This window comes from Pantoea hericii (assembly GCF_014155795.1).
Lineage (GTDB): Bacteria > Pseudomonadota > Gammaproteobacteria > Enterobacterales > Enterobacteriaceae > Pantoea > Pantoea eucalypti.
The window spans coordinates 128707-150239 of sequence record NZ_SCKV01000007.1 but is presented as its reverse complement, the minus strand read 5'-3'; the positions used below and the strand labels follow the sequence as shown (position 1 = coordinate 150239).

Annotated in this window: 22 protein-coding genes and 2 pseudogenes; 14 read left to right on the top strand and 10 right to left on the bottom strand. The window is 54.8% G+C overall.

Annotated features, from left to right (window positions below):
- Window positions 1-185: 185 nt before the first annotated feature.
- Window positions 186-776 (top strand): malonic semialdehyde reductase, encoded by a 591-nt coding sequence (locus H7K52_RS16105; protein WP_182630221.1) that lies wholly within the window; start codon window positions 186-188, stop codon window positions 774-776.
- Window positions 777-819: 43 nt separating this feature from the next.
- Here H7K52_RS16105 and H7K52_RS16100 read toward each other — a convergent pair whose 3' ends face one another.
- Window positions 820-1287: a helix-turn-helix domain-containing protein gene (locus H7K52_RS16100; RefSeq protein WP_039658651.1), complete on the bottom strand. Its 468-nt coding sequence runs from the start codon at window positions 1285-1287 to the stop codon at window positions 820-822.
- Window positions 1288-1619: 332 nt separating this feature from the next.
- Here H7K52_RS16100 and H7K52_RS16095 point away from each other — a divergent pair, with 332 nt between their 5' ends.
- The gene (locus tag H7K52_RS16095; protein ID WP_078805068.1) at window positions 1620-2369 is read left to right on the top strand and encodes a 4'-phosphopantetheinyl transferase family protein; all 750 of its coding nucleotides are present in this window, start codon (window positions 1620-1622) and stop codon (window positions 2367-2369) included.
- 37 nt (window positions 2370-2406) lie between these two features.
- Here the strand turns inward: H7K52_RS16095 and H7K52_RS16090 are convergent, their stop codons facing one another.
- Entirely contained in the window at window positions 2407-3720 is a 1314-nt protein-coding gene (locus tag H7K52_RS16090; protein WP_008926398.1) for an NCS2 family permease, read from the bottom strand.
- A 151-nt stretch (window positions 3721-3871) separates the two neighbouring features.
- Between H7K52_RS16090 and yieH the strand changes: the two genes are divergently transcribed.
- Window positions 3872-4531: a 6-phosphogluconate phosphatase gene (gene yieH, locus H7K52_RS16085; RefSeq protein WP_154926841.1), complete on the top strand. Its 660-nt coding sequence runs from the start codon at window positions 3872-3874 to the stop codon at window positions 4529-4531.
- A 13-nt stretch (window positions 4532-4544) separates the two neighbouring features.
- On the top strand, window positions 4545-5477 hold the full coding sequence (locus H7K52_RS16080) for a GlxA family transcriptional regulator (protein WP_140916057.1): 933 nt from the start codon (window positions 4545-4547) through the stop codon (window positions 5475-5477).
- On the opposite strand, the gene H7K52_RS16075 is transcribed toward H7K52_RS16080, so the two are convergent.
- Window positions 5462-6457: an acyltransferase gene (locus H7K52_RS16075; RefSeq protein ID WP_078805066.1), complete on the bottom strand. Its 996-nt coding sequence runs from the start codon at window positions 6455-6457 to the stop codon at window positions 5462-5464. The two genes, H7K52_RS16080 and H7K52_RS16075, sit on opposite strands and share 16 nt — an antisense overlap.
- 220 nt (window positions 6458-6677) lie before the next feature.
- Between H7K52_RS16075 and glyQ the strand changes: the two genes are divergently transcribed.
- From glyQ to H7K52_RS16055, 4 genes and pseudogenes are all read left to right on the top strand, one after another.
- Window positions 6678-7589 carry a glycine--tRNA ligase subunit alpha gene (gene glyQ / locus H7K52_RS16070; RefSeq protein WP_003849680.1) on the top strand — a complete coding sequence of 304 codons (912 nt, stop codon included), beginning with the start codon at window positions 6678-6680 and terminating at the stop codon, window positions 7587-7589.
- Window positions 7590-7598: 9 nt separating this feature from the next.
- Entirely contained in the window at window positions 7599-9668 is a 2070-nt protein-coding gene (glyS, locus tag H7K52_RS16065) for a glycine--tRNA ligase subunit beta (RefSeq protein ID WP_003849682.1), read from the top strand.
- A 100-nt stretch (window positions 9669-9768) separates the two neighbouring features.
- Window positions 9769-10477 (top strand): annotated as a pseudogene (locus H7K52_RS16060) (polymorphic toxin type 25 domain-containing protein); the annotation flags it as partial.
- The gene (locus H7K52_RS16055; RefSeq protein WP_105099999.1) at window positions 10464-10925 is read left to right on the top strand and encodes a hypothetical protein; all 462 of its coding nucleotides are present in this window, start codon (window positions 10464-10466) and stop codon (window positions 10923-10925) included. The pseudogene H7K52_RS16060 and the gene H7K52_RS16055, both read left to right, overlap by 14 nt.
- Window positions 10926-11676: 751 nt before the next feature.
- Here H7K52_RS16055 and H7K52_RS16050 read toward each other — a convergent pair.
- Window positions 11677-11919, bottom strand: coding sequence for a SymE family type I addiction module toxin (locus tag H7K52_RS16050; RefSeq protein ID WP_409072680.1), 243 nt, complete (start codon window positions 11917-11919; stop codon window positions 11677-11679).
- Window positions 11920-12303: 384 nt separating this feature from the next.
- Between H7K52_RS16050 and H7K52_RS16045 the strand changes: the two genes are divergently transcribed.
- The gene (locus H7K52_RS16045) at window positions 12304-12588 is read left to right on the top strand and encodes a damage-inducible protein J (RefSeq protein ID WP_033743358.1); all 285 of its coding nucleotides are present in this window, start codon (window positions 12304-12306) and stop codon (window positions 12586-12588) included.
- Window positions 12585-12884: a type II toxin-antitoxin system RelE/ParE family toxin gene (locus H7K52_RS16040; RefSeq protein WP_003849691.1), complete on the top strand. Its 300-nt coding sequence runs from the start codon at window positions 12585-12587 to the stop codon at window positions 12882-12884. The genes H7K52_RS16045 and H7K52_RS16040 overlap by 4 nt, the downstream gene beginning before the upstream one ends.
- A gap of 136 nt (window positions 12885-13020) precedes the next feature.
- Here the strand turns inward: H7K52_RS16040 and H7K52_RS16035 are convergent, their stop codons facing one another.
- The 3 genes and pseudogenes from H7K52_RS16035 to H7K52_RS16025 all read right to left on the bottom strand — a co-directional run.
- Window positions 13021-13632 carry a glutathione S-transferase gene (locus H7K52_RS16035; RefSeq protein WP_182630220.1) on the bottom strand — a complete coding sequence of 204 codons (612 nt, stop codon included), beginning with the start codon at window positions 13630-13632 and terminating at the stop codon, window positions 13021-13023.
- Window positions 13633-13653: 21 nt separating this feature from the next.
- A complete protein-coding gene (fdhE, locus tag H7K52_RS16030) occupies window positions 13654-14577 on the bottom strand; it encodes a formate dehydrogenase accessory protein FdhE (RefSeq protein WP_003849696.1) in 924 nt (307 codons plus the stop codon).
- Window positions 14577-14954: pseudogene (locus H7K52_RS16025) on the bottom strand (cytochrome b family protein); the annotation flags it as partial. The gene fdhE and the pseudogene H7K52_RS16025, both read right to left, overlap by 1 nt.
- Before the next feature lie 286 nt (window positions 14955-15240).
- Between H7K52_RS16025 and fdhD the strand changes: the two are divergent.
- Complete coding sequence (fdhD, locus tag H7K52_RS16020; RefSeq protein ID WP_182630218.1) at window positions 15241-16065, top strand: formate dehydrogenase accessory sulfurtransferase FdhD; 825 nt, start codon at window positions 15241-15243, stop codon at window positions 16063-16065.
- On the opposite strand, the gene H7K52_RS16015 is transcribed toward fdhD, so the two are convergent.
- The gene (locus tag H7K52_RS16015; RefSeq protein WP_003849703.1) at window positions 16062-16838 is read right to left on the bottom strand and encodes a DeoR/GlpR family DNA-binding transcription regulator; all 777 of its coding nucleotides are present in this window, start codon (window positions 16836-16838) and stop codon (window positions 16062-16064) included. The genes fdhD and H7K52_RS16015 overlap by 4 nt on opposite strands.
- 207 nt (window positions 16839-17045) lie before the next feature.
- Between H7K52_RS16015 and H7K52_RS16010 the strand changes: the two genes are divergently transcribed.
- The 3 genes from H7K52_RS16010 to H7K52_RS16000 all read left to right on the top strand — a co-directional run bounded on the left by H7K52_RS16010 (window position 17046) and on the right by H7K52_RS16000 (window position 20456).
- A complete protein-coding gene (locus H7K52_RS16010; protein WP_003849706.1) occupies window positions 17046-18386 on the top strand; it encodes an aspartate aminotransferase family protein in 1341 nt (446 codons plus the stop codon).
- Window positions 18387-18668: 282 nt separating this feature from the next.
- Window positions 18669-19286, top strand: coding sequence for a superoxide dismutase [Mn] (sodA, locus tag H7K52_RS16005; protein WP_008926407.1), 618 nt, complete (start codon window positions 18669-18671; stop codon window positions 19284-19286).
- Between the two features lie 201 nt (window positions 19287-19487).
- On the top strand, window positions 19488-20456 hold the full coding sequence (locus H7K52_RS16000) for a VirK/YbjX family protein (protein WP_182630217.1): 969 nt from the start codon (window positions 19488-19490) through the stop codon (window positions 20454-20456).
- Window positions 20457-20465: 9 nt separating this feature from the next.
- Here H7K52_RS16000 and H7K52_RS15995 read toward each other — a convergent pair whose 3' ends face one another.
- Together H7K52_RS15995 and mtlR are read right to left on the bottom strand one after the other, a co-directional pair.
- Window positions 20466-20828: a YibL family ribosome-associated protein gene (locus H7K52_RS15995; RefSeq protein ID WP_003848030.1), complete on the bottom strand. Its 363-nt coding sequence runs from the start codon at window positions 20826-20828 to the stop codon at window positions 20466-20468.
- A gap of 103 nt (window positions 20829-20931) precedes the next feature.
- The gene (gene mtlR / locus H7K52_RS15990; RefSeq protein ID WP_181162247.1) at window positions 20932-21477 is read right to left on the bottom strand and encodes a mannitol operon repressor MtlR; all 546 of its coding nucleotides are present in this window, start codon (window positions 21475-21477) and stop codon (window positions 20932-20934) included.
- Window positions 21478-21533: the final 56 nt, after the last annotated feature.

Below are 21533 nucleotides of genomic sequence, written 5' to 3'. Positions count from 1 at the left end.
CATTCTTGCTGATAAGTTATTTTGCGACGGCACCGCGTTGTCGTATAACGGTAGACGCGCCGATCTGACGGCGGCTACAGATTGCGGTGAATGATCCCCGCCTCATCCAGCCGCGTCGGGCCGGGCGCAAATCCACAACGTGAACACCCTTGGGCGAAGCTTTTCGCCTGTAACAGGAGAGTTACATGAGTACACCGCTCGACACTGCCGCAATGGACACGCTGTTTAATGACGCCCGCACTCACAGTTACTGGCAGGATAAGCCTGTCGATAACGCCCTGCTGGAACAGCTCTATGCCTTAACGGCACTGGGCCCGACCTCGGCGAACTGCTCGCCAGCGCGTTTTGTTTTCGTAACGTCTGCGGAAGGCAAAGAGAAGCTGAAACCGGCACTCTCTTCCGGCAATCTGGACAAAACCATGAGCGCGCCGGTCACGGTGATAGTGGCCTGGGATCGCGAGTTCTATGAACAACTGCCCGCGCTGTTCCCGCATGCGGATGCGCGTAGCTGGTTTACCGGCAGCCCGGAAGCGGCGAAAGAGACGGCTTTCCGTAACAGCAGCCTGCAGGCAGGTTATCTGATTCTGGCGGCTCGCTCGCTGGGTCTGGATGCCGGTCCGATGTCCGGTTTTGATCCGGCCAAAGTCAATGACGCGTTTTTCCCGGACGGTCAGTATCAGGTTAACCTGCTGATCAACCTCGGATATGGTGACGCATCAAAACTGCATCCGCGTCTGCCGCGACTGAGCTTTGATCAGGCGAGCCGCTTCGCCTGATGCTCTCCGCGTCGCGATTCAGTTCGTGACGCGGATCACCGCATTAACGGCGCAGCATTTTCTGCAGGCGCTTTTGCTGCCAGCGCTGCGTCAGACCATGAAACACAAAGGTCCGCATCGCCCGGACAATCAGCAGCGCTCCCCAGATTGCCGCAACCCAGAGCGACCAGTGATCATCCGGCGCCGTCACATGATTCAGGACGAACAGCAGTCCGCAAACCACCACCGCAGTAATCAGTGAACGGTAAAAGCGTGCTTCACCGGCGATCCTGCTGCGCGCATCAGTAATCCGCTGATCCAGCGCCAGATCCTCCCCGTTCTGCGGACCGGTCAGATCAGCAACGTTCACCTCAAAGACGGCAGCCAGCGCACTCAGGGTTTCCAGTCCCGGCCGCTCACCATTTTCAATACGCTGCACGGTGCGGGTGCTCAGTCCCGCCATTTCTGCCAGCTGTTCCTGTGACCACGCCCGTGCCAGGCGATGTTCTTTAAATCTGTTGATGCTGCTCATTCTTATTCTCCGAAGTAACAGACAGGAAGGAAAAGTGTGCGGCGGAACGTCCGGCAGTAACACGATCCTGACCCGACAGCAGCCTGACACCCGCATGACAGCAGTGTCGCAGCTACGCTGGCTGCCCGCGGGATGGCTAACCAGGCACGCGCATCAAACCCGGTTCTGCTGAGGGTGTCCCCTGATGAAACACCATTCGCCAGTTCTGACCCTCACGACGCCGCTCATCCTATTCTGAATTTAAACTAATGTTCGCGTTGACGGATGCAATGTGTTAAGAAAATTCCTACAATGCTTCTGATGATTATCTGACCATTTTCACGGAGCGACAGATGGCTGGTCATTTTGTACGCTGGACGGGCGACCCCGGCTTCCCGGCGAAAGATATGTGTATTCCCCAGGCGATTACCGACACGGCACAGCAGTTTGCTGACAAACGCCGTGGGCGATTTCTTGCCGCACGAACCCTGCTGGCACAGCTTATGCTGCGGGTTTATGGCATTCAGACACTGCCGCGCCTGATTATCCAGAGCAATGGACGTCCGGTGTTTGCTGACAGCGAACTGCCCGATTTCAGTATCGCCTATGCGGGAAATACGGTGGGCGTCCTGTTGGCCGAAGAAGGAGGACGTGCCGGTCTGGATATGGAGATCGTTCATGCGCGGAGCCGTCAGACGCAGGAGCAGCTGATTCAGGGATTAACCTCGGGCGAGATCGCCTGGATTAATGCCCAGCAGGATGCCATGGAAGCGGTGACGCAGATCTGGACGTTGCGGCAGAGCATTCTCAAGCTGACGGGAGAGGGTGATCGGGGACTGGATTCGCTGCGCCTGTTGCCGGGAGCGGGTCGGCTGCGATCGTCACTTTATCCTGATATCCAGGTGGTGTGCGATGCGGAGCCTGTGCTGGTCTGGTCGTGCGCGCTGTCGTCTGCGACCCAGCGTCTGCACCTGTGGGAGATGGATAGCGACTTTCAGTGGCGCGGATTACGCGAAATCGAGATGGGTAAGCCCAACATCGGGCCTCTTGCCCTGCGGCTGACCAGCCTGCCCAGCGAGCGCAGCCTGCATCCTGAAATGTAAAAAAGCCGCAACCCGAAGGTTGCGGCCCTGAATGTGCTTAGTGCCCGTCCACAAAAACAATCTTCAGAACAAACAGCAGCGCAACAATCACTACGCAGGGGCTGATTTCACGCCAGCGGCCGGTGCCGAGCTTCATTACGCAGTAAGCGATAAACCCCAGCGCAATGCCTTCGGTGATGGAAAAGCTGAAGGGCATCATGGCAGCGGTCACAAAGGCCGGAACGGCTTCGGTCAGATCATCCCAGCGCACGCGCGACAGGCTGGCGGTCATTAACACGCCTACATAAATCAGCGCGCCCGCAGCAGCGTAGGATGGCACCATTGCGGCCAGCGGTGACAGGAAGGTTACCAGCAGGAACAGCAGGCCGGTCACTACGGCCATCAGCCCGGTACGGCCCCCAATCGCCACGCCCGACGTGCTCTCGATATAGGCGGTCACGGATGAGGTGCCCGCCAGCGCGCCACTCACCGAACTAATGCTGTCGACATAAAGCGCCTGCTGCATGCGCGGGAAGGTGCCGGTTTCATCGGTCAGTCCCGCTTTATCGGTAACGCCGATCAGTGTGCCGGAGGAGTCGAACAGATTGACCAGCATAAAGGAGAAGATCACCCCCGCCATGCCAATGTTGAATGCGCCTTTAATATCGACCTGACCGACTACAGACGTTATCGATGGGGGTGCTGAAAACAGGCCGACAAACTTCACGTCGCCCAGCATCCAGCCGATGCCGGTGGTGATCACCATTGAGATCAACACCGCTGCGTGGATATTGCGTGATGCCAGAATGGCGATAATAAAGAAGCCGAGTGCGCCCAGCAGGACGCTGTGCGAGGTCAGATTCCCTACCGCCACCAGGGTATCGGGATTTGGTACGATAATGCCGGCATTTTTCAGCCCCATCATCGCGATAAACAGGCCGATACCGGCGGTGATGCCAACGCGCAGGCTCAGCGGGATATTGGCAATCATCCAGTAGCGCACCCGCAGCAGCGTCAGGATCAGCAGGCCAACCGCGCCCCAGAAAATCGCGCCCATACCGACCTGCCACGAATAGCCCATCGCCCCGACCACTACAAAGGCGAAGAAGGCATTCAGCCCCATTGCGGGTGCCAGCGCCACCGGCAGATTAGCAAACAGTCCCATCAGAATGCTGCCGAAGGCGGCGATCAGACAGGTGGTCACAAACACCGCCTGGGTATCCATGCCGGCGACGCCGAGGATCTGCGGATTGACGAAGACGATATAGACCATCGTCAGAAAAGTGGTGATACCCGCGATCACTTCGGTGCGCACTGTGGTGCCATGTTCCTGCAGCCTGAAGATGCGCTGCAAAACGCCTTGCTTGCTCATGCCATCCATCCAGAAGAAAAAATCATCGGCGCGTATCCTGGCGATTTTACCGGGGCAATACAATGATTTTTCGCAACCGATTGCCAGTCTCGCAATCTGCGCTGAGTGCGGTAGAGTGTGGAATACACCCCGAATCGAAGGATAGAGTCTGATGTCAGTAGAATGCGTCTTTTTTGATTGCGATGGCACGCTGGTCGACAGTGAGTTGCTCTGTACCCAGGCCTACGTTAACACCTTTGCCCGTTACGGCCTGGCGCTGTCGCTGCAGCAGATGTTTGAAAAGTATAAAGGCGTCAAACTCTACGACATCATTCGTGACGTGGGCGATGCGCATCAGGTAACGCTGCCGATGGAAGAGGTGGAAACAGCTTATCGCGCGGAAGTGGCAAGACTGTTTGATCTGCAACTGCAGCCCATCCCAGGCGCGAAAGCGCTGGTTGAGCAGATAAAAGTGCCGATGTGCGTAGTCTCAAACGGAACCGTAAAAAAGATGCAGCACTCGCTGGGCTTAACCGGCATGCTGCCGCTTTTCGAGGAGCACCTCTACAGCGGCTATGACATTCTGCACTGGAAGCCCGATCCGGAACTGATGTACCACGCTGCAGAACAGATGCAGGTGCCGATTGAGCGCTGCATTCTGGTGGATGACTCCGAAGCGGGCGCCCGCGCCGGTATCGCCGCTGGCATTCCTGTCTACTACTACTGCGCTGACCCGCACAACCCTGAACTGGACCACCCGCTGGTGACCCGCTTCGACGATATGGTGCAGCTGCCTGCGTTGTGGCGCGCCCGTGGCTGGGATCTGGTGTAGCGCTGGCCAGAATATGACACGCACCGTCTGGTTTTTAACCCTGCCTGGCGTGATGGCGCTGGATCTGACCGGCCCGGCTGAGACGCTGCAGCTGGCGGGCGATCGCTTTTCGCTGCGCTATATTGGTCCGCAGCCGGAGGTGGTCTGCTCCACCGGCATGACCATTGGCGGCATTGAACCCTTACCGGAACAGTTGCCAGAAGGGAGCCTTCTGGTGGTGCCGGGCGTCTATGATTCGCAGATCTGTTATGCCACACCACAGGCCGCAGAAGCACGCGACTGGCTGAGGCGCCAGAACGCCGCGCTGTGCGCGCAGACCTTTATGCTGGTCTGCGTCTGTTCGGGTGCGCTGCTGGCGGCGCAGGCGGGCATGCTCGATGATGTACTCTGCACCACTCATCATGATGTGATTGCCCGGCTGAAAGCGGCGGCTCCACGTGCACGGGTGCAAGAGAATCGGGTGTTTGTCGGGCATGAGAATATCTGGACCAGCGCGGGCATCACGGCCGGGATCGACCTGGCACTGCATCTGATCACTCAGCTTTGTGATACCCCCACCGCGCTGGCGGTGGCGCGGGAAATGGTGGTATGGTTTCGCCGCGCCGGTGACGACCCACAGCTTTCACCCTGGCTGCGTTATCGCAACCACATGCATCCGGCCATTCACCGCGCGCAGGATCTGATGATTGCCCATCCAGAGCATGGCTGGACGCTGACTGAACTGGCCGGACGCACCCACGTCAGCAGCCGCCATCTGGCGCGTCTGTTTCGTCAGCATCTGGGGATCAGCGTGCGGGAATACCATGAGCAGCTGCGGGTTGGCGTGGCGCGCCAGCGTCAGCAGCAGGGTGAGTCTGCCGAAAAAGCGGCGCTGGCGGCGGGGTTTTCATCGGCGCGCCAGCTACGACGCGCCCGCCAGCGTGAAGCCGATCAGCTGACGAAATGACGGGTATCGACGCGTTTCAGTGCCATTCCCAGCAGCAGGCTGCCGCCCAGCGTCAGCCCAAACACCCAGGGCAGGTCGAGCCAGGGACGCGACATATCATCGTAGTGATGCGTGCGCAGATAGTGAATGAAGAGCGCGTGAAAGCCGTAGATTGGCAGTGAATAACGGGCAATCAGCGTTAAACCGGGAAGAGTGCGCTGGTTCAGGCTGTTTTTAAACACGATCAGCAGGCTGATGGCGGCGATAAACACCAGCGGTCCGCAGTAAAGATACCAGGTATCGTTAAACGCGCCGTTGACGATCAGCGCCTTTTTCGTCCCCAGCGTAATACCAATCACACAGGCGATAAACAGTCCGGTAGCCAGCGGCGTCAGGCCGCGCCGGGTCGTATCCATGGTGCCAATCGCCCGTCCCAGTAGTGCATAGAGCAGGTAGTAAATGCTGTCACCGCTGACATAGAGGTTAACCGGCAGGAAATGAAACGGGCCCAGCGACTGACTGACCGTATTGGGGTTGGCGAGCACCGCCAGCACCAGCACCAGTAGCGCCACATAACGCGTCTGCACATTTTTTACCTGAATCAGCGGCGACATCAGATAGATGCCAATTAGCGCAAAGAAGAACCACAGGTGATAGAACACCGGCTTCTGCAGCATCTTCAGGATCGACCGTCCTTCGCTGATCGGCGTCAGCCAGGTGATATAGGCCAGCGAGACCGCGCTGTAGAACAGCAGACAGAGCACCAGCCTGACCATGTGGCGCGGCTGGGCGCTGCGTTCGCCGAAAAACAGATAGCCGGAGATCATAAAGAACAGCGGAACGCAGACGCGTGATGCCGAGTTCAGCAGATTCGCCACATCCCAGGTGGTGCCCGTCACCGCCATCGGCCCGGTGATATACCAGGTGGTGGTGTGAATCACGATCACCATCAGGCAGGCGACCGCGCGTAAATTATCTATCCAGTAAATCTTCTGCGGCATGGCGTCCTCTTGCGCATCGCTCCGTGCGCCAAAGGGTAGTCAAATGCGACCAGAGCAACAACTGCTGCCAACAGGATTCAGAGGCATCTGTATGCCAGCGCCCGGAATCACCGCGAAAACGTGCCGGTTGCGCCTGGGATTTACGGCTGCACATCGTGCGGTCAAAGGGTATACTGTCGGCCTCTTTTTTTAATCTAACCGAAGCGCGTGCACACTCAACATGCAAAAGTTTGATACCAAAACCTTTCAGGGGCTGATCCTGACCTTGCAGGATTACTGGGCGCGTCAGGGCTGCACCATTGTCCAACCGCTGGACATGGAAGTGGGCGCTGGCACTTCACACCCGATGACCTGCCTGCGCGCACTCGGCCCGGAGCCGATCGCCGCCGCCTACGTGCAGCCATCACGCCGTCCTACCGATGGTCGCTACGGTGAAAACCCGAACCGTCTGCAGCACTATTACCAGTTCCAGGTGATCATCAAACCGTCACCGGACAACATTCAGGAGCTCTATCTCGGCTCGCTGAAAGAGCTGGGTATGGATCCGACGGTGCATGACATTCGCTTCGTGGAAGATAACTGGGAAAACCCGACGCTGGGTGCCTGGGGACTCGGCTGGGAAGTGTGGCTCAACGGCATGGAAGTGACGCAGTTCACCTACTTCCAGCAGGTTGGCGGCCTGGAGTGTAAGCCGGTGACCGGCGAGATTACCTACGGCCTGGAGCGTCTGGCGATGTATATCCAGGGCGTCGACAGCGTTTACGATCTGGTCTGGAGCGACGGCCCGCTGGGCAAAACCACCTACGGCGATGTGTTCCATCAGAACGAAGTGGAGCAATCCACCTATAACTTCGAATACGCCGACGTCGATTTCCTCTTTACCTGCTTCGAGCAGTACGAGAAAGAGGCGCAGCATCTGCTGGCGCTGGAAAAACCGCTGCCACTGCCCGCCTACGAACGCATTCTGAAAGCGGCACACAGCTTCAACCTGCTGGATGCCCGCAAAGCGATCTCGGTAACAGAGCGTCAGCGCTATATTCTGCGCATTCGTACCCTGACCAAAGCCGTGGCTGAAGCTTACTACGCCTCTCGCGAGGCAATGGGCTTCCCGATGTGCAATAACAAAAAGTAAGAGGCAGCCATGACTGAACAAACCTTCCTGGTGGAGATCGGCACCGAAGAGCTGCCACCAAAAGCCCTGCGCAGCCTGGCAGAAGCCTTTGCCGCGCAGGTCACCGCTGAACTGGATGCCGCCAACCTGAGCCACGGCGAGGTCAGCTGGTTTGCTGCACCGCGTCGTCTGGCACTGAAAGTGGCAAACCTGAGCGCCTCACAACCCGATCGGGAAGTGGAGAAGCGCGGTCCGGCTGTTTCCGCAGCGTTTGATGCTGATGGCAACGCCACCAAAGCCGCCGAAGGCTGGGCGCGTGGTAACGGCATTACTGTCGATCAGGCTGAACGCCTTGCCACCGATAAAGGCGAATGGCTGGTTTACCGCGCTCAGGTCAAAGGCGAAGCCGCTCAGGCGCTGCTCCCTGCGATGATTGCGACCGCACTCAGCAAGCTGCCAGTGCCCAAACTGATGCGCTGGGGCGACAGCGATGTGCAATTCGTTCGTCCGGTTCACACTGTGACGATGCTGCTGGGCGATGAGCTGATCCCTGGCACCATTCTGGGCATTAAGTCAGACCGGGTTATTCGCGGTCACCGCTTTATGGGTGAAAGCGAAATCACGCTCGACAACGCCGATCAGTACCCTGATGTGCTGGAAAAACGCGGCCAGGTCATTGCAGACTATCAGGTTCGCAAAGCGATGATTAAAGCCGATGCAGAAGCAGCCGCACGTCGCTTAGGCGGCAACGCCGATATCAGTGACAGCCTGCTGGAAGAGGTGACGTCGCTGGTGGAGTGGCCGGTGGTCCTGACCGCGACCTTTGAAGAGAAATTCCTCAAAGTGCCTGCGGAAGCACTGGTCTACACCATGAAAGGCGATCAGAAATATTTCCCGGTGTATGACAATGACGGCAACCTGATGCCGAATTTCATTTTCGTCACCAACATCGAATCCAGCGAACCACGCCAGATCATCTCCGGCAACGAAAAAGTGGTACGTCCACGCCTGGCCGATGCGGAGTTCTTCTTTAACACCGACCGCAAAAAGCGTCTGGAAGATCATCTGCCGCGTCTGGAGACCGTCCTGTTCCAGAAAGAGCTGGGCACGCTGCGCGATAAAACCGACCGCATTCAGGCTCTGGCGGGCTGGATTGCCGGTGAAATTGGCGCCGATGTGAATCACGCCACCCGCGCAGGCCTGCTGTCGAAGTGTGACCTGATGACCAACATGGTCTTTGAGTTCACCGACACGCAGGGCGTGATGGGCATGCACTATGCGCGTCACGACGGCGAAGCAGAAGATGTGGCGGTCGCGCTGAACGAGCAGTACCAGCCGCGCTTTGCCGGTGATGATCTGCCGTCAAGCCCGGTTGCCTGTGCGCTGGCGATTGCTGACAAAATGGATACGCTGGCCGGTATTTTTGGCATCGGTCAGCATCCAAAAGGCGACAAGGATCCGTTCGCACTGCGTCGTGCGGCGCTGGGCGTGCTGCGTATCATCGTTGAGAAGAACCTGCCGCTCGATCTGCAAACCCTGACTGAAGAAGCGGTGCGTCTGTATGGCAGCAAGCTGAGCAACACCCGCGTGGTCGATGATGTGATCGACTTTATGCTGGGTCGCTTCCGCACCTGGTATCAGGAAGAGGGTCACAGCATCGACACGCTGCAGGCCGTTCTGGCGCGTCGTCCGACCCGTCCGGCTGACTTTGATGCACGCATGAAAGCGGTGTCGCACTTCCGTACGCTGGAAGCAGCCTCAGCACTGGCGGCGGCGAACAAGCGCGTCTCTAACATTCTGGCGAAATCGACCGAAACGCTGAATGAGAGCGTGCAGGCGTCGCTGCTGAAAGAGAACGAAGAGATCCAGCTGGCGACCTTTGTCACCGCGCTGAGCAGCAAGCTGCAGCCTTACTTCGCGGAAGGCCGCTATCAGGATGCGCTGGTCGAACTGGCTCAGCTGCGTACTGCGGTAGATAACTTCTTCGATAAAGTGATGGTTAACGCCGACGATCAGGCGGTGCGGGTCAATCGCCTGACGCTGCTGTCAAAACTGCGAGAGCTGTTCCTGCAGGTCGCGGATATCTCGCTGCTGCAGTAATGTGATTAGCGGTGCGAAAAAGGGACGAGCAATCGTCCCTTTTTTTTATGGAATTTTTTGGGCCGGGATAGCCTGAGTATACGTATGCTTTTTCGTAAATCCGGGGGTTAAGCGTGACGACCTGAGCGAAGAGCAGCGGCAGACGATCAGCGCTCTGGGGACGCTGGCGGCGGGACTTGCGGGTGGAGGCGTGGGTGACAGTACGGCGGATGTTGTGGCGGGTGCTCAGGCGGGGGAAAATGCGATTGAGAATAACTCGCTCAATGATGGCTGGAACAGCATGTTGTCATCAGGAACAAATGATTACGGACTGACCGTAGGCTCGTGGAATCAGTATGGCAAGGACAATAATCTGACACCAGAAAAAATTCAGGAAGGGATGAATCATATTGCTATTGGTGAAGGGCCTTCCTGGGGGACTGAATATAAGGTTAAACCTAATGGAAAAGTTGAAGTTTCAGGTGGCGTGGGACTTGCTTTGAAAAGAGGATATGAGATTAATAATGATTACTTCTCTATTTCTACAGGATACACTAAAGAATTTGGTATTAAGGCTGGAGCTTCAATCGGTATTGACTTTGGTCCATATTTCCCGGGATTGTTTGGAGACTTAAATCGTGATTATTCAACTAGCGTCGGTTTTGGTCCCGGTTCTGTAGGAAATGTCTGGCGGGAAAGATGGCATTGGTATTTCGTTTTCTACTGGACTGGCAATTGGTTTTACAGGTTCTGCTATTGATTCCTATGATAAAAAAATAGATATGAACGGTGACTCCACTAAGGAAATATACCGCTATGATTTCGAATGATATTATTTTCAATGTTTCATCCTTTATGTTGTTATGTTTTTTATTGTTATGGGGTGGTTGTTTTTTTATTTTTGTTTATAAAAATCTTGGTGGCGCTAAGGTAGGTAAGGACTCCATGCTTTATTTCAATTATATGTTTTTTAAACGGGATGCTTTATCAAACTGTGCATTGGTTTTTCTTGTTCTTGGATATATGTCTGCAGCGATAGCGGAGTATCGAAGGGGGGCGGATGAATTATTGTTAATGTCTAATTTTTCCGGAGGACTTGCATTTTTTCTTTTTGCATTGTACGGGAAGTATTTCCACCAAGGATTTACTGATGATAAAAGCCCCTTTTATTTCATAAAGGTTTTTTTGACAAAAACAGATCTATCCTTTGGCTCGATTTTTCTCTGGCTATCAAGACTGGCTTATACAGCATGGTTAATTGTAGTTCTTTGCAATTAAAAAGTAATCTTGCATTAGTTGCACTACACTATATTGCTGCCGGAAAAAGGTCGCAGAGCAGTTGCTGGAAATCGGGGTAAAAGCAGGGCCTGCCGGACTGGCCATTAAAGATGTAGCTGATAAAATGCCCTCCAATGACTGGAGCGTCTTGTCACCCTGTAGATAATGGATAACGATGAGATTATTGGGAAGTATCTGAGTTCGTTGCAGGATTAGTATGCCCATTTAAATACTGGTGGTGCTCAACTTGCAGGCACAGAAAACATTGGCAAACTGGTAAATCCAGTTCAGGATGAAAATAAAGGGACGTCGTTAGTTACGCCAGCTAGATCTGGTGAGCAAGTAGCAAGCCATACGGAGAATATTGAAGGCGCGCTGAATACGGATGGAAGTATTACGGAAACACCGATTGCGGAGCAGAATACGGCTGATCTGGCTTATTTATTTGAAGACAGTAAATATGTTCCTGGCCCTAAAGATGCTATAGGCGGCTTGAGAACACCAATGGATTTAAGTGATTCTAAAGCTCAATATTTCTTTAATAAATCAATTCAATTAGGTGAGCAGCGTTAAGTTGGAATGATTTTTTTGCATCTTTCTTTAAATCTGGATAGGTCGGTGGCCTTATCCTGGGTATCAGAATCTGTATAAAAATGTGGTTAAAGAAAAGAAAAAAGCAGAAATTCCCACCTGAATAAACACTCAATCCCGGCCTTTAAATGCCGGGATTTTTTTACCTGCCGATCACTCCTTAGCCAGCCGGATAATCAGTTGGCCCTGTTCGGCGATAATGCTGACTGGCTGACTGGCTGACTGGCTGACTGGCTGACTGGCTGACTGGCTGGCCTTTGACGAATCCCCACTGCTCCAGCCATCGTCCTTTGATGGTCAGTTGAGGTAATGGATTCGGTCTGCCGCCGTTGGGGCGGTAACCGACGACGCTTTTACGTGCTTGGGGTACAGCGGGTTCTGACGTAGAATCTCTTCCAGCCATAATTAACTCCGATTCAGTTAGTTGTGGTCAGCGGGCTGTTGGTGTTCCACCACCTTCAGTCCGCGCTAAAAGTCTCTCGTTACGTTCTTCCTTTACTGTTTTCTTCTGTTCACATATATATCGTCTGCTTCGTAAGTCTGCTGAACGCTAAGTAATAGATTGCGAGGCGTCTCTGGCAAACGAATTATTTTTCACTTTGCCATTTCGTTTACATCTTCTTCTCAATATTCTTTTCAGCAACTGCAATCAGCCGCTTATTCATAATAGCGTGGTGATTTTCGGCATCACTATTGTCGGCATCACTATAAGAGTGGAATGGGGATGACAGAGAAAGGGATGACAGGCATGATGACAACACAAATGACACCACACGAGAGTCCGGCCATGAGCACTATCCACTTCAGAATCGATGACGACGTTAAACGACTCGCCATGCGGGCAGCCGAGCGCCAGAAGAAGACGCTGACTGAGGTTATGCGTCAGCGAGCGGAAGAGCTGGCTGCTGAAGAGCGGCAATATCAGGAGGGTAAACATGATGCATGGCTGGAAGAGCAAATAACGGCGGCGTTCAGTCGTTATGATGCCGGTGAAAGTGAGTTCATCAGTAACGATGAAATGAATGCCCGCATGGAAGAGCTGAAAGCGCAGGCCGCGCGGGGAACATTGTGATATCAGCCGTTCAATGGGAAAAACAGGCGCAGGCGGACAGGGAGACGATATTTCGTTATCTGTATCGTGAGGCTGGCGTACGGGTAGCCAGTGCAACAGACGTTAAGTTTATCCGTATGGCCAGTCTGCTTAGCGAAAACCCCCTGGCGGGCACTAAAGTCAGCACAGAAAAACAGCGTAAGCTGGCAGTCCCACGCTTTCCCTTTATCATTCTCTATGTGGCTGAAACAGATGGGGTTCGTATTCTGCGTATACTGCATACATCCCGAAAAATAACAGGCCGCTATCAAAGATAGTCAGCCAGTTACTTGTGTCTCAGAAAGTCAGATATAAGGACGTCCTCAGAAAGAACGGCGCGCTTCAGAGCTGGATTAGACAATTAGCCCCAAAACCGTATCTTTGAATCCAGCCACCTGCCAGCTACAGCACCCATCACGCCGCAGGCGGCGTTGTCCGCGCAAAGCTCTCGCGCTGAAACAGCGTTTCCGCCAGCTTCACCAGCGCCGGTCGTTCGACACACCAGTTTGGCACCACGCGGCGGAAATTGAGATAGCCGATCATGCAGCCGGTGGCGATATCCGCCAGATTGAGCTGGCCGTTGTTCAGCCATTTTCCTTCAGCGGCCACGGCTTCCAGCATGTCGAGGCTGCGCTTAATCTTTTCACGGTTACGCAGCAGGACCTCTTCGGACTGCAAATTACCCGGACGCATCTGCTCGCGAACAATCACCAGCGCAGCATCGCTGACGCCATCTGCCAGCTTCTCCAGCTGACGGATGTTGAGCGACTTAAGCGGATCGGCAGGCAACAGGGCCGGCTCCTCACCGCGCAGTTCCAGAAATTCCGCGATGATGCTGGAGTCGAACCAGATTTGCTTATCGTCAGCGACCAGCGCCGGAACTTTGCCCAGCGGATTGTAGTGCGGCACGTGACTGTCATCGCTGTAAGGCGATGCATTAACGAATTCAAACGTGATGCCTTTTTCCAGCAGGATAATCGAAATCTTACGCACAAACGGGCTGGTATAGCTGCCAATCAGTTTCATCAGGTTCTCCGGATTCAGTGACTATTCGCCAGGAAACATAAAAGGATTGAGACTGCTGCGCGCGAAGCCTTCCTGCTCCATTTTTGCATCCAGTATCAGCGACGCCAGGTCATCGGCCACCGGTTCAATGGCCGGATCGTTCTCCTGATAGAGCATCTTCAGATAGGTGCCGCAGTCGCCACAGCTTTCCGCCTTCACGGCTGCTTTCTCGCTGCTGAGCGACCAGTAGTGCAGGTCACGGGACTGTTCGCACTGGGTACATTTGCTGCCCACGACATGCCATTCACTTTCGCACAGATTGCAGTGCAGATAACGCGCGCTTTCATGACTGCCCATATGAACGATGCTGGCGACCGGCATACTGGCGCAGACCGGACAGAACTGACGCTGATTCCCCATTTCAGCGTGTGCCTTACCGGGTATCAGGGCTGCCATCTGCGCCCAGTAGAGCGAGAGTGCCGCCCAGATAAAGGGCGCTTTATCGTTGCTCACCTGTGCATACTCGCCGGTAAACAGCGCACCGGCCAGTGTCTCCAGTTCTGTGGCTGAGGCCTTCTCCAGATTCTCCAGCACCGCCAGCGCCTGACCGCTCATCTCCGGCTTCAGCTCAGCAATCAGCGAGTGCAGCAGCCGTTGCCAGTGTGGATCGCGCGGCAGAGTATGGATGTTCAGCGGTGGCTTGCCCTCGCTGGCGCTCTGCGTCAGTCGGGCATGCAGATCGAGATGCAGAGGATGGTCATACAGCACAATCTCCTGCGCTTCAGCGATCACCGCCGCAAAGCGCAGATAATCGCCGAGTGGATTTTTCGCCGCAAGATCGCGCAGTCGCGCGGCACGACGGCTGTATAAATTTTTCAACCGTGGAAAAAGTAACGGCGGAATCATCTCCTCCGTTGTTTTTTCGCCTTTCTCCAGCGGATCCTGCGGGATTATACGAATACTCATCAGGGGCGTTTTTCCTGTTTTATTGGCGAATTACGCCGCTCACGATATCCACAAGGATAATGCTGTCTGGCTCATTAAGAGCATATTCAGCTTTCTACCCTCGCGGCCAGTTTGCCTCTGACCCATAATGCGGCATAAACGGGCACCATAATGACGATGATCAACGTCACTGCCGAAACAGAATGCACAATCAGTGCCAGCCGACTCAGCGGAATGACAAAGGCATCTGAAAAGTACGGTCCCCGGATCACAATGCCGCTGGCAGGCGGCAGTACTAAGCTGATGATAGCAGTCCAGAACACACTCTTCTGACCAAAGTTCTTTTTACGGGTGTCTCCTGCCTCTTTATTCACTGTAATCTGATGAATCTCTCTGGCCCGTTAAAGGGTAAGGCGACGGATTGGCATGTGTTTCGGGTTCCCCAAAACATCCGCATTAACACCCCAGTGATTTGCAGATTTTCCCGGCGTTAACACATGAAAAAGACCTTTTCTCATGGGGCCGCCAGCAGGCAGGGCGACAGTTATTTTCACTGAAGAAACCGCATCAATTGCCTCGCTGTTTATTTGCGCTCTCGGGGGCTAAAAGGCAGAATCAGGGCGCGTCTATGCTCTGCATTACCGGGCACCGAATGAGATCATCTCTTAACAACAGGTTATATTTTTGAAAGCTATCCAGCCTGATTCAGGCGAAGATTTAATAATTCAAACCGGCGTTAGCAGGACGCAGGTGTGGCAGCGCGCCAGTCTGACCGATGCACAGGATGACTGGCTGGCAGACGAAGTTCCGGTGGCGCTGGTCTATAACGGTATATCACACGTGGTGATGATGACCACGCCCAAAGACCTGGAGGCTTTTGCGCTGGGCTTTTCGCTATCAGAGGGCATTATCGACGCACCTGGCGACATTTTCGGCATGGATATTGTGCCGGGCTGTCACGGTATTGAGGTGCAGATTGAGCTGTCCAGCCGCCGCTTTATGGCGCTGAAAGAACAGCGTCGCGCGCTGGCAGGCCGGACCGGCTGCGGCGTGTGCGGTGTTGAACAGCTGGACCAGATTGGCAAGCCGCTCTCTCCGCTGCCGTTTACCCAGACCTTCGCGCTGGACCACCTGGATCGGGCGCTGGGCCAGCTGAAAGATTATCAGCCGGTCGGACAGAAAACGGGCTGCACCCATGCTGCTGCGTGGATCCAGCCTGATGGTCAACTGGCGGGTGGCTGTGAAGATGTGGGGCGCCATGTGGCACTGGATAAGTTGCTGGGTTATCGCAGTCAGGCTGCGTGGGGACCGGGCGCGGTGCTGGTCTCCAGCCGCGCCAGTTATGAAATGGTGCAGAAGTCTGCCATGTGCGGCGTAGAGATCCTGTTTGCGGTCTCGGCGGCGACCCGCCTGGCGGTTGAGGTGGCTGAGCGCTGCAACCTGACGCTGGTTGGATTCAGTAAACCTGGCCGCGCCACGGTCTACAGCCATCCTCAGCGACTGCGTTAAACCACCATTACCGCTGGCAATGTCTGCTGCAACGCCTCAAGGGCGGCACCGTTGTCGCCGCCACTGTCAGTAATCAGCAGGGAGATCGCCTGCGGCGGCGCGTAAACCGTGCGGCTGACCACGCCGAGTTTGGTGTGATCGGCCAGCAGATAGCAGGCAGCGGATTGCTGCACCATTGCTCTGGCGATAGCCGCTTCGTGCGGGTGAAAACTGCTGCCACCGCACTCTGCGTCAATCCCTACTGGAGATAGCAGCGCGACATCGGCTCGGTAGCGAATAATCTCGCCAACGGTGATTTCGCCGCGCGTCTGTTGCGCACCCGCCGACATCGTCCCACCCAGCAAAATAATCTGATTATTCAACGGCTGGTTTTCTTCTCCAGCGCTCAGTGCCAGCGCGGCCTGCAGGCTGTTGGTCACTATCGTCAGGCCGGAAAGGGCGTGTAACTCCTCTGCCAGCAGCGTGGTGGTGCTGCCCGCATCAAGAAACAGCGTCTGTCCGGGCTGCAGCAATTGCGCAGCGGCGCGGGCGATTGCGCGTTTCTCCCGGGTCTGGGTGCTGCGACGTTCCGTGAGCGGCGGTTCAGCCTGGGTTTCAATGGCCACCAGGCCACCGTGGACGCGGCGTGCCAGACCCAGCGCTTCCATCTCAATGATGTCGCGGCGCGCAGTTTCGCGTGACACCCCCAGCTCCCTGATAATGCGCTCGGTACTGACCTGGTTTAGTCGGGTCAGTAAGGCACGGATGCGATGAAGGCGCGTTTCCTGCAGCATAGAGAAATCCTTATAAAGCGCGAAGAGCATGGATGATACGCCAGTGACGCGAAAGATTCTGTCTGGATCAGAGAGCAAGCTTAGCGCGGCGGCTTGCTGGCGTCATGTGTATTTTATTGCTTTTGTGTATTTGGTTGCATTTTAGATTCAGGCAGGCATGATACAGGAGTCCGCTCTTCTTCCTTCATCCTTGTAACGGGAGTCAATATGGCCACGCGTTCCACCATTATGGATACCAACAGTTTTCGTGCTGAACATGCCGATGCGCTCGACAGTGACACACGCAAACTGACCGATAAACGCAGCAAAGTGCTTGGCGAATCCTATCGCCTGTTCTATCGCAAACCGGTTCATCTGGTGCGGGGTGAAGGGCAATATCTGTGGGACGCAGCGGGCGATAAATATCTCGACGTTTACAACAACGTGGCGAGCATTGGTCATTGCCATCCGGCCGTGATTGAGGCGGTGACGCAGCAGATGAAAATGCTGAACACCCACACGCGTTACCTGCATGAAAAGATTCTGGATTACAGTGAAGCGCTGCTGGCAACGACACCTGCGGCGATCGATCGCGCGATGTACATGTGCACCGGATCGGAAGCCAACGATCTGGCGATTCGCGTGGCGCGCGCGTTCAGCGGCGGTACCGGAATTATCGTCAGTAAAGAGGCCTATCACGGCACCAGTGAGCTGACCTCCGGCGCGTCTCCGGCACTGGGCAGTGGACAGCCACTGGCACCGACCACGCGGCTGGTGATGCCGCCAGATGCCTACCGTGTGGATGCGCCCGACCTGGGTGACTGGTTCGCAGACCAGATTCAGCAGCAGATTGATGACATGGCGGCGCACGGCATTAAATTTGCCGGTTTCCTGGCGGACTCGATTTTCTCCTCGGACGGCGTTCTGCCCAATCCACGCGGCTTCCTGAAAAAAGCGATTGAGGTGGTGCATGCCAACGGCGGCATTTTTATTGCCGACGAAGTTCAGCCTGGCTTTGGCCGAACTGGCGACGCGTTCTGGGGCTTTGGTCGCCACGATGTGGTGCCTGATGTGATTACCACTGGCAAGCCGATGGGCAATGGCATTCCGGTTTCCGGACTGCTGGCAAAAAGTGATGTGCTGGCAGCCTTCAGCGATTCGATTCCCTACTTCAATACCTTTGGGGGGAATCCGGTCGCGATGGCGGCGGCGCAGGCGGTGCTGAACGTGATTACCGAAGAGGGATTACAGGAACACAGCCGCGTGGTCGGCGCGAAGCTTCTGGCTGAGCTGCGAACCCTGATGGATCGCTATGAGTGTGTGGGGGATGTGCGCGGTGCCGGACTGTTTATCGGCTTTGAACTGGTCACCGATCGTCACAGCAAAACGCCGGACAAAACGCTGGCGCTGGATTTGATTGAGAAGCTTCGTGAACATCGTGTGCTCACCTCGGTCGCCGGTCCGTATGGGAATGTGCTGAAACTGCGTCCACCACTGGCTTTCCAGGAGAGCGATATCGACTGGCTGGTTGGCGCACTCGATAGCGCCCTGCGCGAGCTGGGTCAGTAACGCGCAGAGCAGGGCCGACGCGGCGTTCAGGCGGGAGGCGTGCTGGCTGATAGCCTGGCATCAGCGTGCTGCTCTCCCTGCCTGGCACGTCTGAAAAGGCAGAGCCAGCATCAGCACACTGTAAAAACAACGGGTTGCTAATGCCGGCTTTCGCAAATCCTTATGGTTAATAGGGCATTGATTACCCTTTTACGCTACATGAATTTAACTATAATGATTCGACTGCTTACGCGGCACGTCCCGAATTCGTCGTGCTGCTCAAACTAAATGGAGAGGAAGAACATGAGTTATTCACTGCCATCCCTGCCTTACGCATACGACGCACTGGAACCGCATTTCGACAAGCAGACGATGGAGATCCATCACACCAAACACCACCAGACCTATGTGAACAACGCTAACGCCGCGCTGGAAGGTACTGAATTTGCTAATCTGCCGGTAGAAGAGCTGATCACCAAACTGGATCAGCTGCCAGCAGACAAAAAAGGCCCACTGCGTAACAACGCAGGCGGTCACGCTAACCACAGCCTGTTCTGGAAAGGCCTGAAAACCGGTACCACGCTGCAGGGTGACCTGAAAGCGGCTATCGAGAAAGATTTCGGTAGCGTGGAAAAATTCCAGGAAGAGTTCGAGAAAGCCGCTGCGACCCGTTTCGGTTCTGGCTGGGCATGGCTGGTTAAGAAAGGCGACAAACTGGCTGTGGTTTCTACCGCAAACCAGGATAACCCGCTGATGGGTGAAGCGGTTGCCGGCGTTTCTGGCTTCCCGATCATCGGTCTGGATGTGTGGGAACACGCTTACTATCTGAAGTATCAGAACAAGCGTCCTGACTACATCAAAGCGTTCTGGAACGTGGTTAACTGGGACGAAGCGGCAGCCCGCTTCGCTGCTGCTCAGTAAGTTAACAAAGCGTAAACGCAATGAAGATAAACCGGTGAAATTTATTTCGCCGGTTTTTTTTATCTCTATTTTGTGTATTCCAGATTCGGACCCGAAGTCATCAGATATGAGTTTTAATGTTATTCCGCATTAACCTGCCGTTGATATTGACTATGTTATTTTCAGTGACATTCTTGTTTAACTCATTGTGTGTCGCTGACTATGTCAATTATAACTACTCAGGAAAATACGACCGAATCCTCTGCTTCTCTTTTTTTTCAGTTAATTAGCGGGAAATATGTTCCGGATAAACTCTGGAAAAGTAAACGTTTCCGCCTGAAATTTGTGTTAAGAACCTTAATATCGCCACTGACGACGCTGCATTATCTGGACGCGTTGTCGCATTTACCGCAACTCCCGCTGCTGATGAGCACGCAGGGATTGTTGCCCGCTAAGCTGCACCGGCCCTATCTGCGTTCAGGACTGAGCATTGCAGCACGTGCGCAGGCGATACTTGATCATTACAGCCTGATAAATAATCTGGAAAATCCTATGCTGCGCCAGCTGTTGCAAAGCGCTACGGATAATCCACTGGCCACACTGACCGGTAAAAATGGCGAAAACTTTATCCTCTCGTGCAGCTCTGGTTATTTCGACCGGGAAGGGGAAGTGACACTGGTATTGCGTTATAACGACGAAATTATTGCGTCGCTCTCATTTTCTATTCTCAACGAAAATAGCCAGCGCACCCTGTTAATTGGTGGACTACAGGGGCCGCGGAAACATATCAATAATGAGATGATCCGCGAGGCGACCAAAGCGGCTCACGGTCTCTTTCCAAAGCGTCTGTTAATGGAAGCGGTATTTATTGTTGCGAAGCAGTGCGGTGTGGAAAATATTCTGGCGGTAGGTGATGAGACACATGTCTTCCGCAGTCTGCGTTATCGCCATAGCAAAGGGGATAAGTTCTTTGCCAGCTACAGTGAATTCTGGCTGTCGCTGAGCGGTGAAGCGCGCAAAGATGGGATGTTTACTCTGCCGCTGAGCCTGCCGCGCAAGACACTGGAGGAGATCGCCAGTAAGAAGCGGGCAGAGTATCGCCGTCGCTATGAACTGCTGGATGCGCTGGCGGAGCAGGTGTACGCCGCCGCTGGCGAACGCAAAGCCGATGTCGATCAGGCAGCTGCCTGATCGACTCCGTCAGAATGCGGTTTTAGCGAAGCCGGTCATCGCTGTCAGACCCATCTCACGTCCCAGCGCGGTCATTGGATGCACCACCACCAGGCCGCGCACGCTTTTTTTCAGCGCGCCCAGATTTGCCTGCTCTTTCTTGGTAATTTCGCGGCTGAAGCCCATTTTCTGCAGCTTCTGCGCTTCGGCACTGAGTTTTTCAACCCGCTGACCGCGCAGGCGCTCAATCTCAATGACCAGCGCTTCTTTCTCTTTCAGCAACGCGCCCAGTTTCTCGACATCACCCGATTCAAGTAGCTGCGGTTCTTTGCGGTTCAATGCGTCCAGCTTATCGCTGAGAAGTTTGATTTCGTTCTTTTCTTGCTCTTTCATGACAACAACTCGTTGAGGAAAACAGGGCAAGGATACACCAAATCTGGCGCATATTCCCGTTCAGGTTAAGACGAAAAAGGCGCCGTGATGGCGCCTGACAGGATCAGCTACCGGACTTTTTAAACGCCTGCTTCATACTGATGCGCGCGATCAGCTCGGTGAGTGACAGGACCATGGTGGAGCGCACCATCTGCAGATAGCGCTGCTGCTGCATACTGCGCAGCTCGGGATCTTCAGTATTAAACACCGGCGCGGGTGGCCAGGCCGTGACACAGTGCAGTTCCCCAAACGGGCCGAGAATCTCGTCGTCAGTAAAACGATAATCGCCGTGGTCGTGATTCAGCTCTTCGCGCAGCGCCAGCAGCAGTTCACCATCTTCATATTCGTGCCGGCTGATGACGCCAAGTCCGTAAATCAGCTTCAGGCGAACCGAGAGTTCGCCCAAAGGGCCATTACCCAGCAGCAGCGGTTCTACGGCATATTTAACCGCATAGTCATCTTTGCGGAACACCTGCAGCACCAGCAGATTGACGGCTTCAGCCAATAGCTCAACGGCGGCGATCAGAAAGCTTCTCACCGAACGACCGGCGTTCAGGCGCTCAAGCACCCGGTTCTCAAAAGCCTGCTTCTCTTCCATTATTGCCTGCATGGGTTCAATACCGCCGTTGGGCGCAGGCGAACTGCGCCCGGCTTGCGTCACTAACA

Excerpts from the sequence above, each read along its gene's own strand:
- H7K52_RS16100 (WP_039658651.1), bottom strand. The coding sequence starts at position 1,287 with ATGAGCAGCATCAACAGATTTAAAGAACATCGCCTGGCACGGGCGTGG.
- H7K52_RS16010 (WP_003849706.1), top strand. The coding sequence starts at position 17,046 with ATGGCCACGCGTTCCACCATTATGGATACCAACAGTTTTCGTGCTGAA.
- H7K52_RS16015 (WP_003849703.1), bottom strand. The coding sequence starts at position 16,838 with ATGCTGCAGGAAACGCGCCTTCATCGCATCCGTGCCTTACTGACCCGA.
- H7K52_RS15995 (WP_003848030.1), bottom strand. The coding sequence starts at position 20,828 with ATGAAAGAGCAAGAAAAGAACGAAATCAAACTTCTCAGCGATAAGCTG.
- sodA (WP_008926407.1), top strand. The coding sequence starts at position 18,669 with ATGAGTTATTCACTGCCATCCCTGCCTTACGCATACGACGCACTGGAA.
- H7K52_RS16090 (WP_008926398.1), bottom strand. The coding sequence starts at position 3,720 with ATGAGCAAGCAAGGCGTTTTGCAGCGCATCTTCAGGCTGCAGGAACAT.
- H7K52_RS16075 (WP_078805066.1), bottom strand. The coding sequence starts at position 6,457 with ATGCCGCAGAAGATTTACTGGATAGATAATTTACGCGCGGTCGCCTGC.
- glyS (WP_003849682.1), top strand. The coding sequence starts at position 7,599 with ATGACTGAACAAACCTTCCTGGTGGAGATCGGCACCGAAGAGCTGCCA.
- H7K52_RS16080 (WP_140916057.1), top strand. The coding sequence starts at position 4,545 with ATGACACGCACCGTCTGGTTTTTAACCCTGCCTGGCGTGATGGCGCTG.
- fdhE (WP_003849696.1), bottom strand. The coding sequence starts at position 14,577 with ATGAGTATTCGTATAATCCCGCAGGATCCGCTGGAGAAAGGCGAAAAA.
- glyQ (WP_003849680.1), top strand. The coding sequence starts at position 6,678 with ATGCAAAAGTTTGATACCAAAACCTTTCAGGGGCTGATCCTGACCTTG.
- H7K52_RS16000 (WP_182630217.1), top strand. The coding sequence starts at position 19,488 with ATGTCAATTATAACTACTCAGGAAAATACGACCGAATCCTCTGCTTCT.
- H7K52_RS16095 (WP_078805068.1), top strand. The coding sequence starts at position 1,620 with ATGGCTGGTCATTTTGTACGCTGGACGGGCGACCCCGGCTTCCCGGCG.
- H7K52_RS16050 (WP_409072680.1), bottom strand. The coding sequence starts at position 11,919 with ATGGCTGGAAGAGATTCTACGTCAGAACCCGCTGTACCCCAAGCACGT.
- mtlR (WP_181162247.1), bottom strand. The coding sequence starts at position 21,477 with ATGCAGGCAATAATGGAAGAGAAGCAGGCTTTTGAGAACCGGGTGCTT.
- H7K52_RS16055 (WP_105099999.1), top strand. The coding sequence starts at position 10,464 with ATGATTTCGAATGATATTATTTTCAATGTTTCATCCTTTATGTTGTTA.
- H7K52_RS16105 (WP_182630221.1), top strand. The coding sequence starts at position 186 with ATGAGTACACCGCTCGACACTGCCGCAATGGACACGCTGTTTAATGAC.
- H7K52_RS16035 (WP_182630220.1), bottom strand. The coding sequence starts at position 13,632 with ATGAAACTGATTGGCAGCTATACCAGCCCGTTTGTGCGTAAGATTTCG.
- H7K52_RS16045 (WP_033743358.1), top strand. The coding sequence starts at position 12,304 with ATGAGCACTATCCACTTCAGAATCGATGACGACGTTAAACGACTCGCC.
- yieH (WP_154926841.1), top strand. The coding sequence starts at position 3,872 with ATGTCAGTAGAATGCGTCTTTTTTGATTGCGATGGCACGCTGGTCGAC.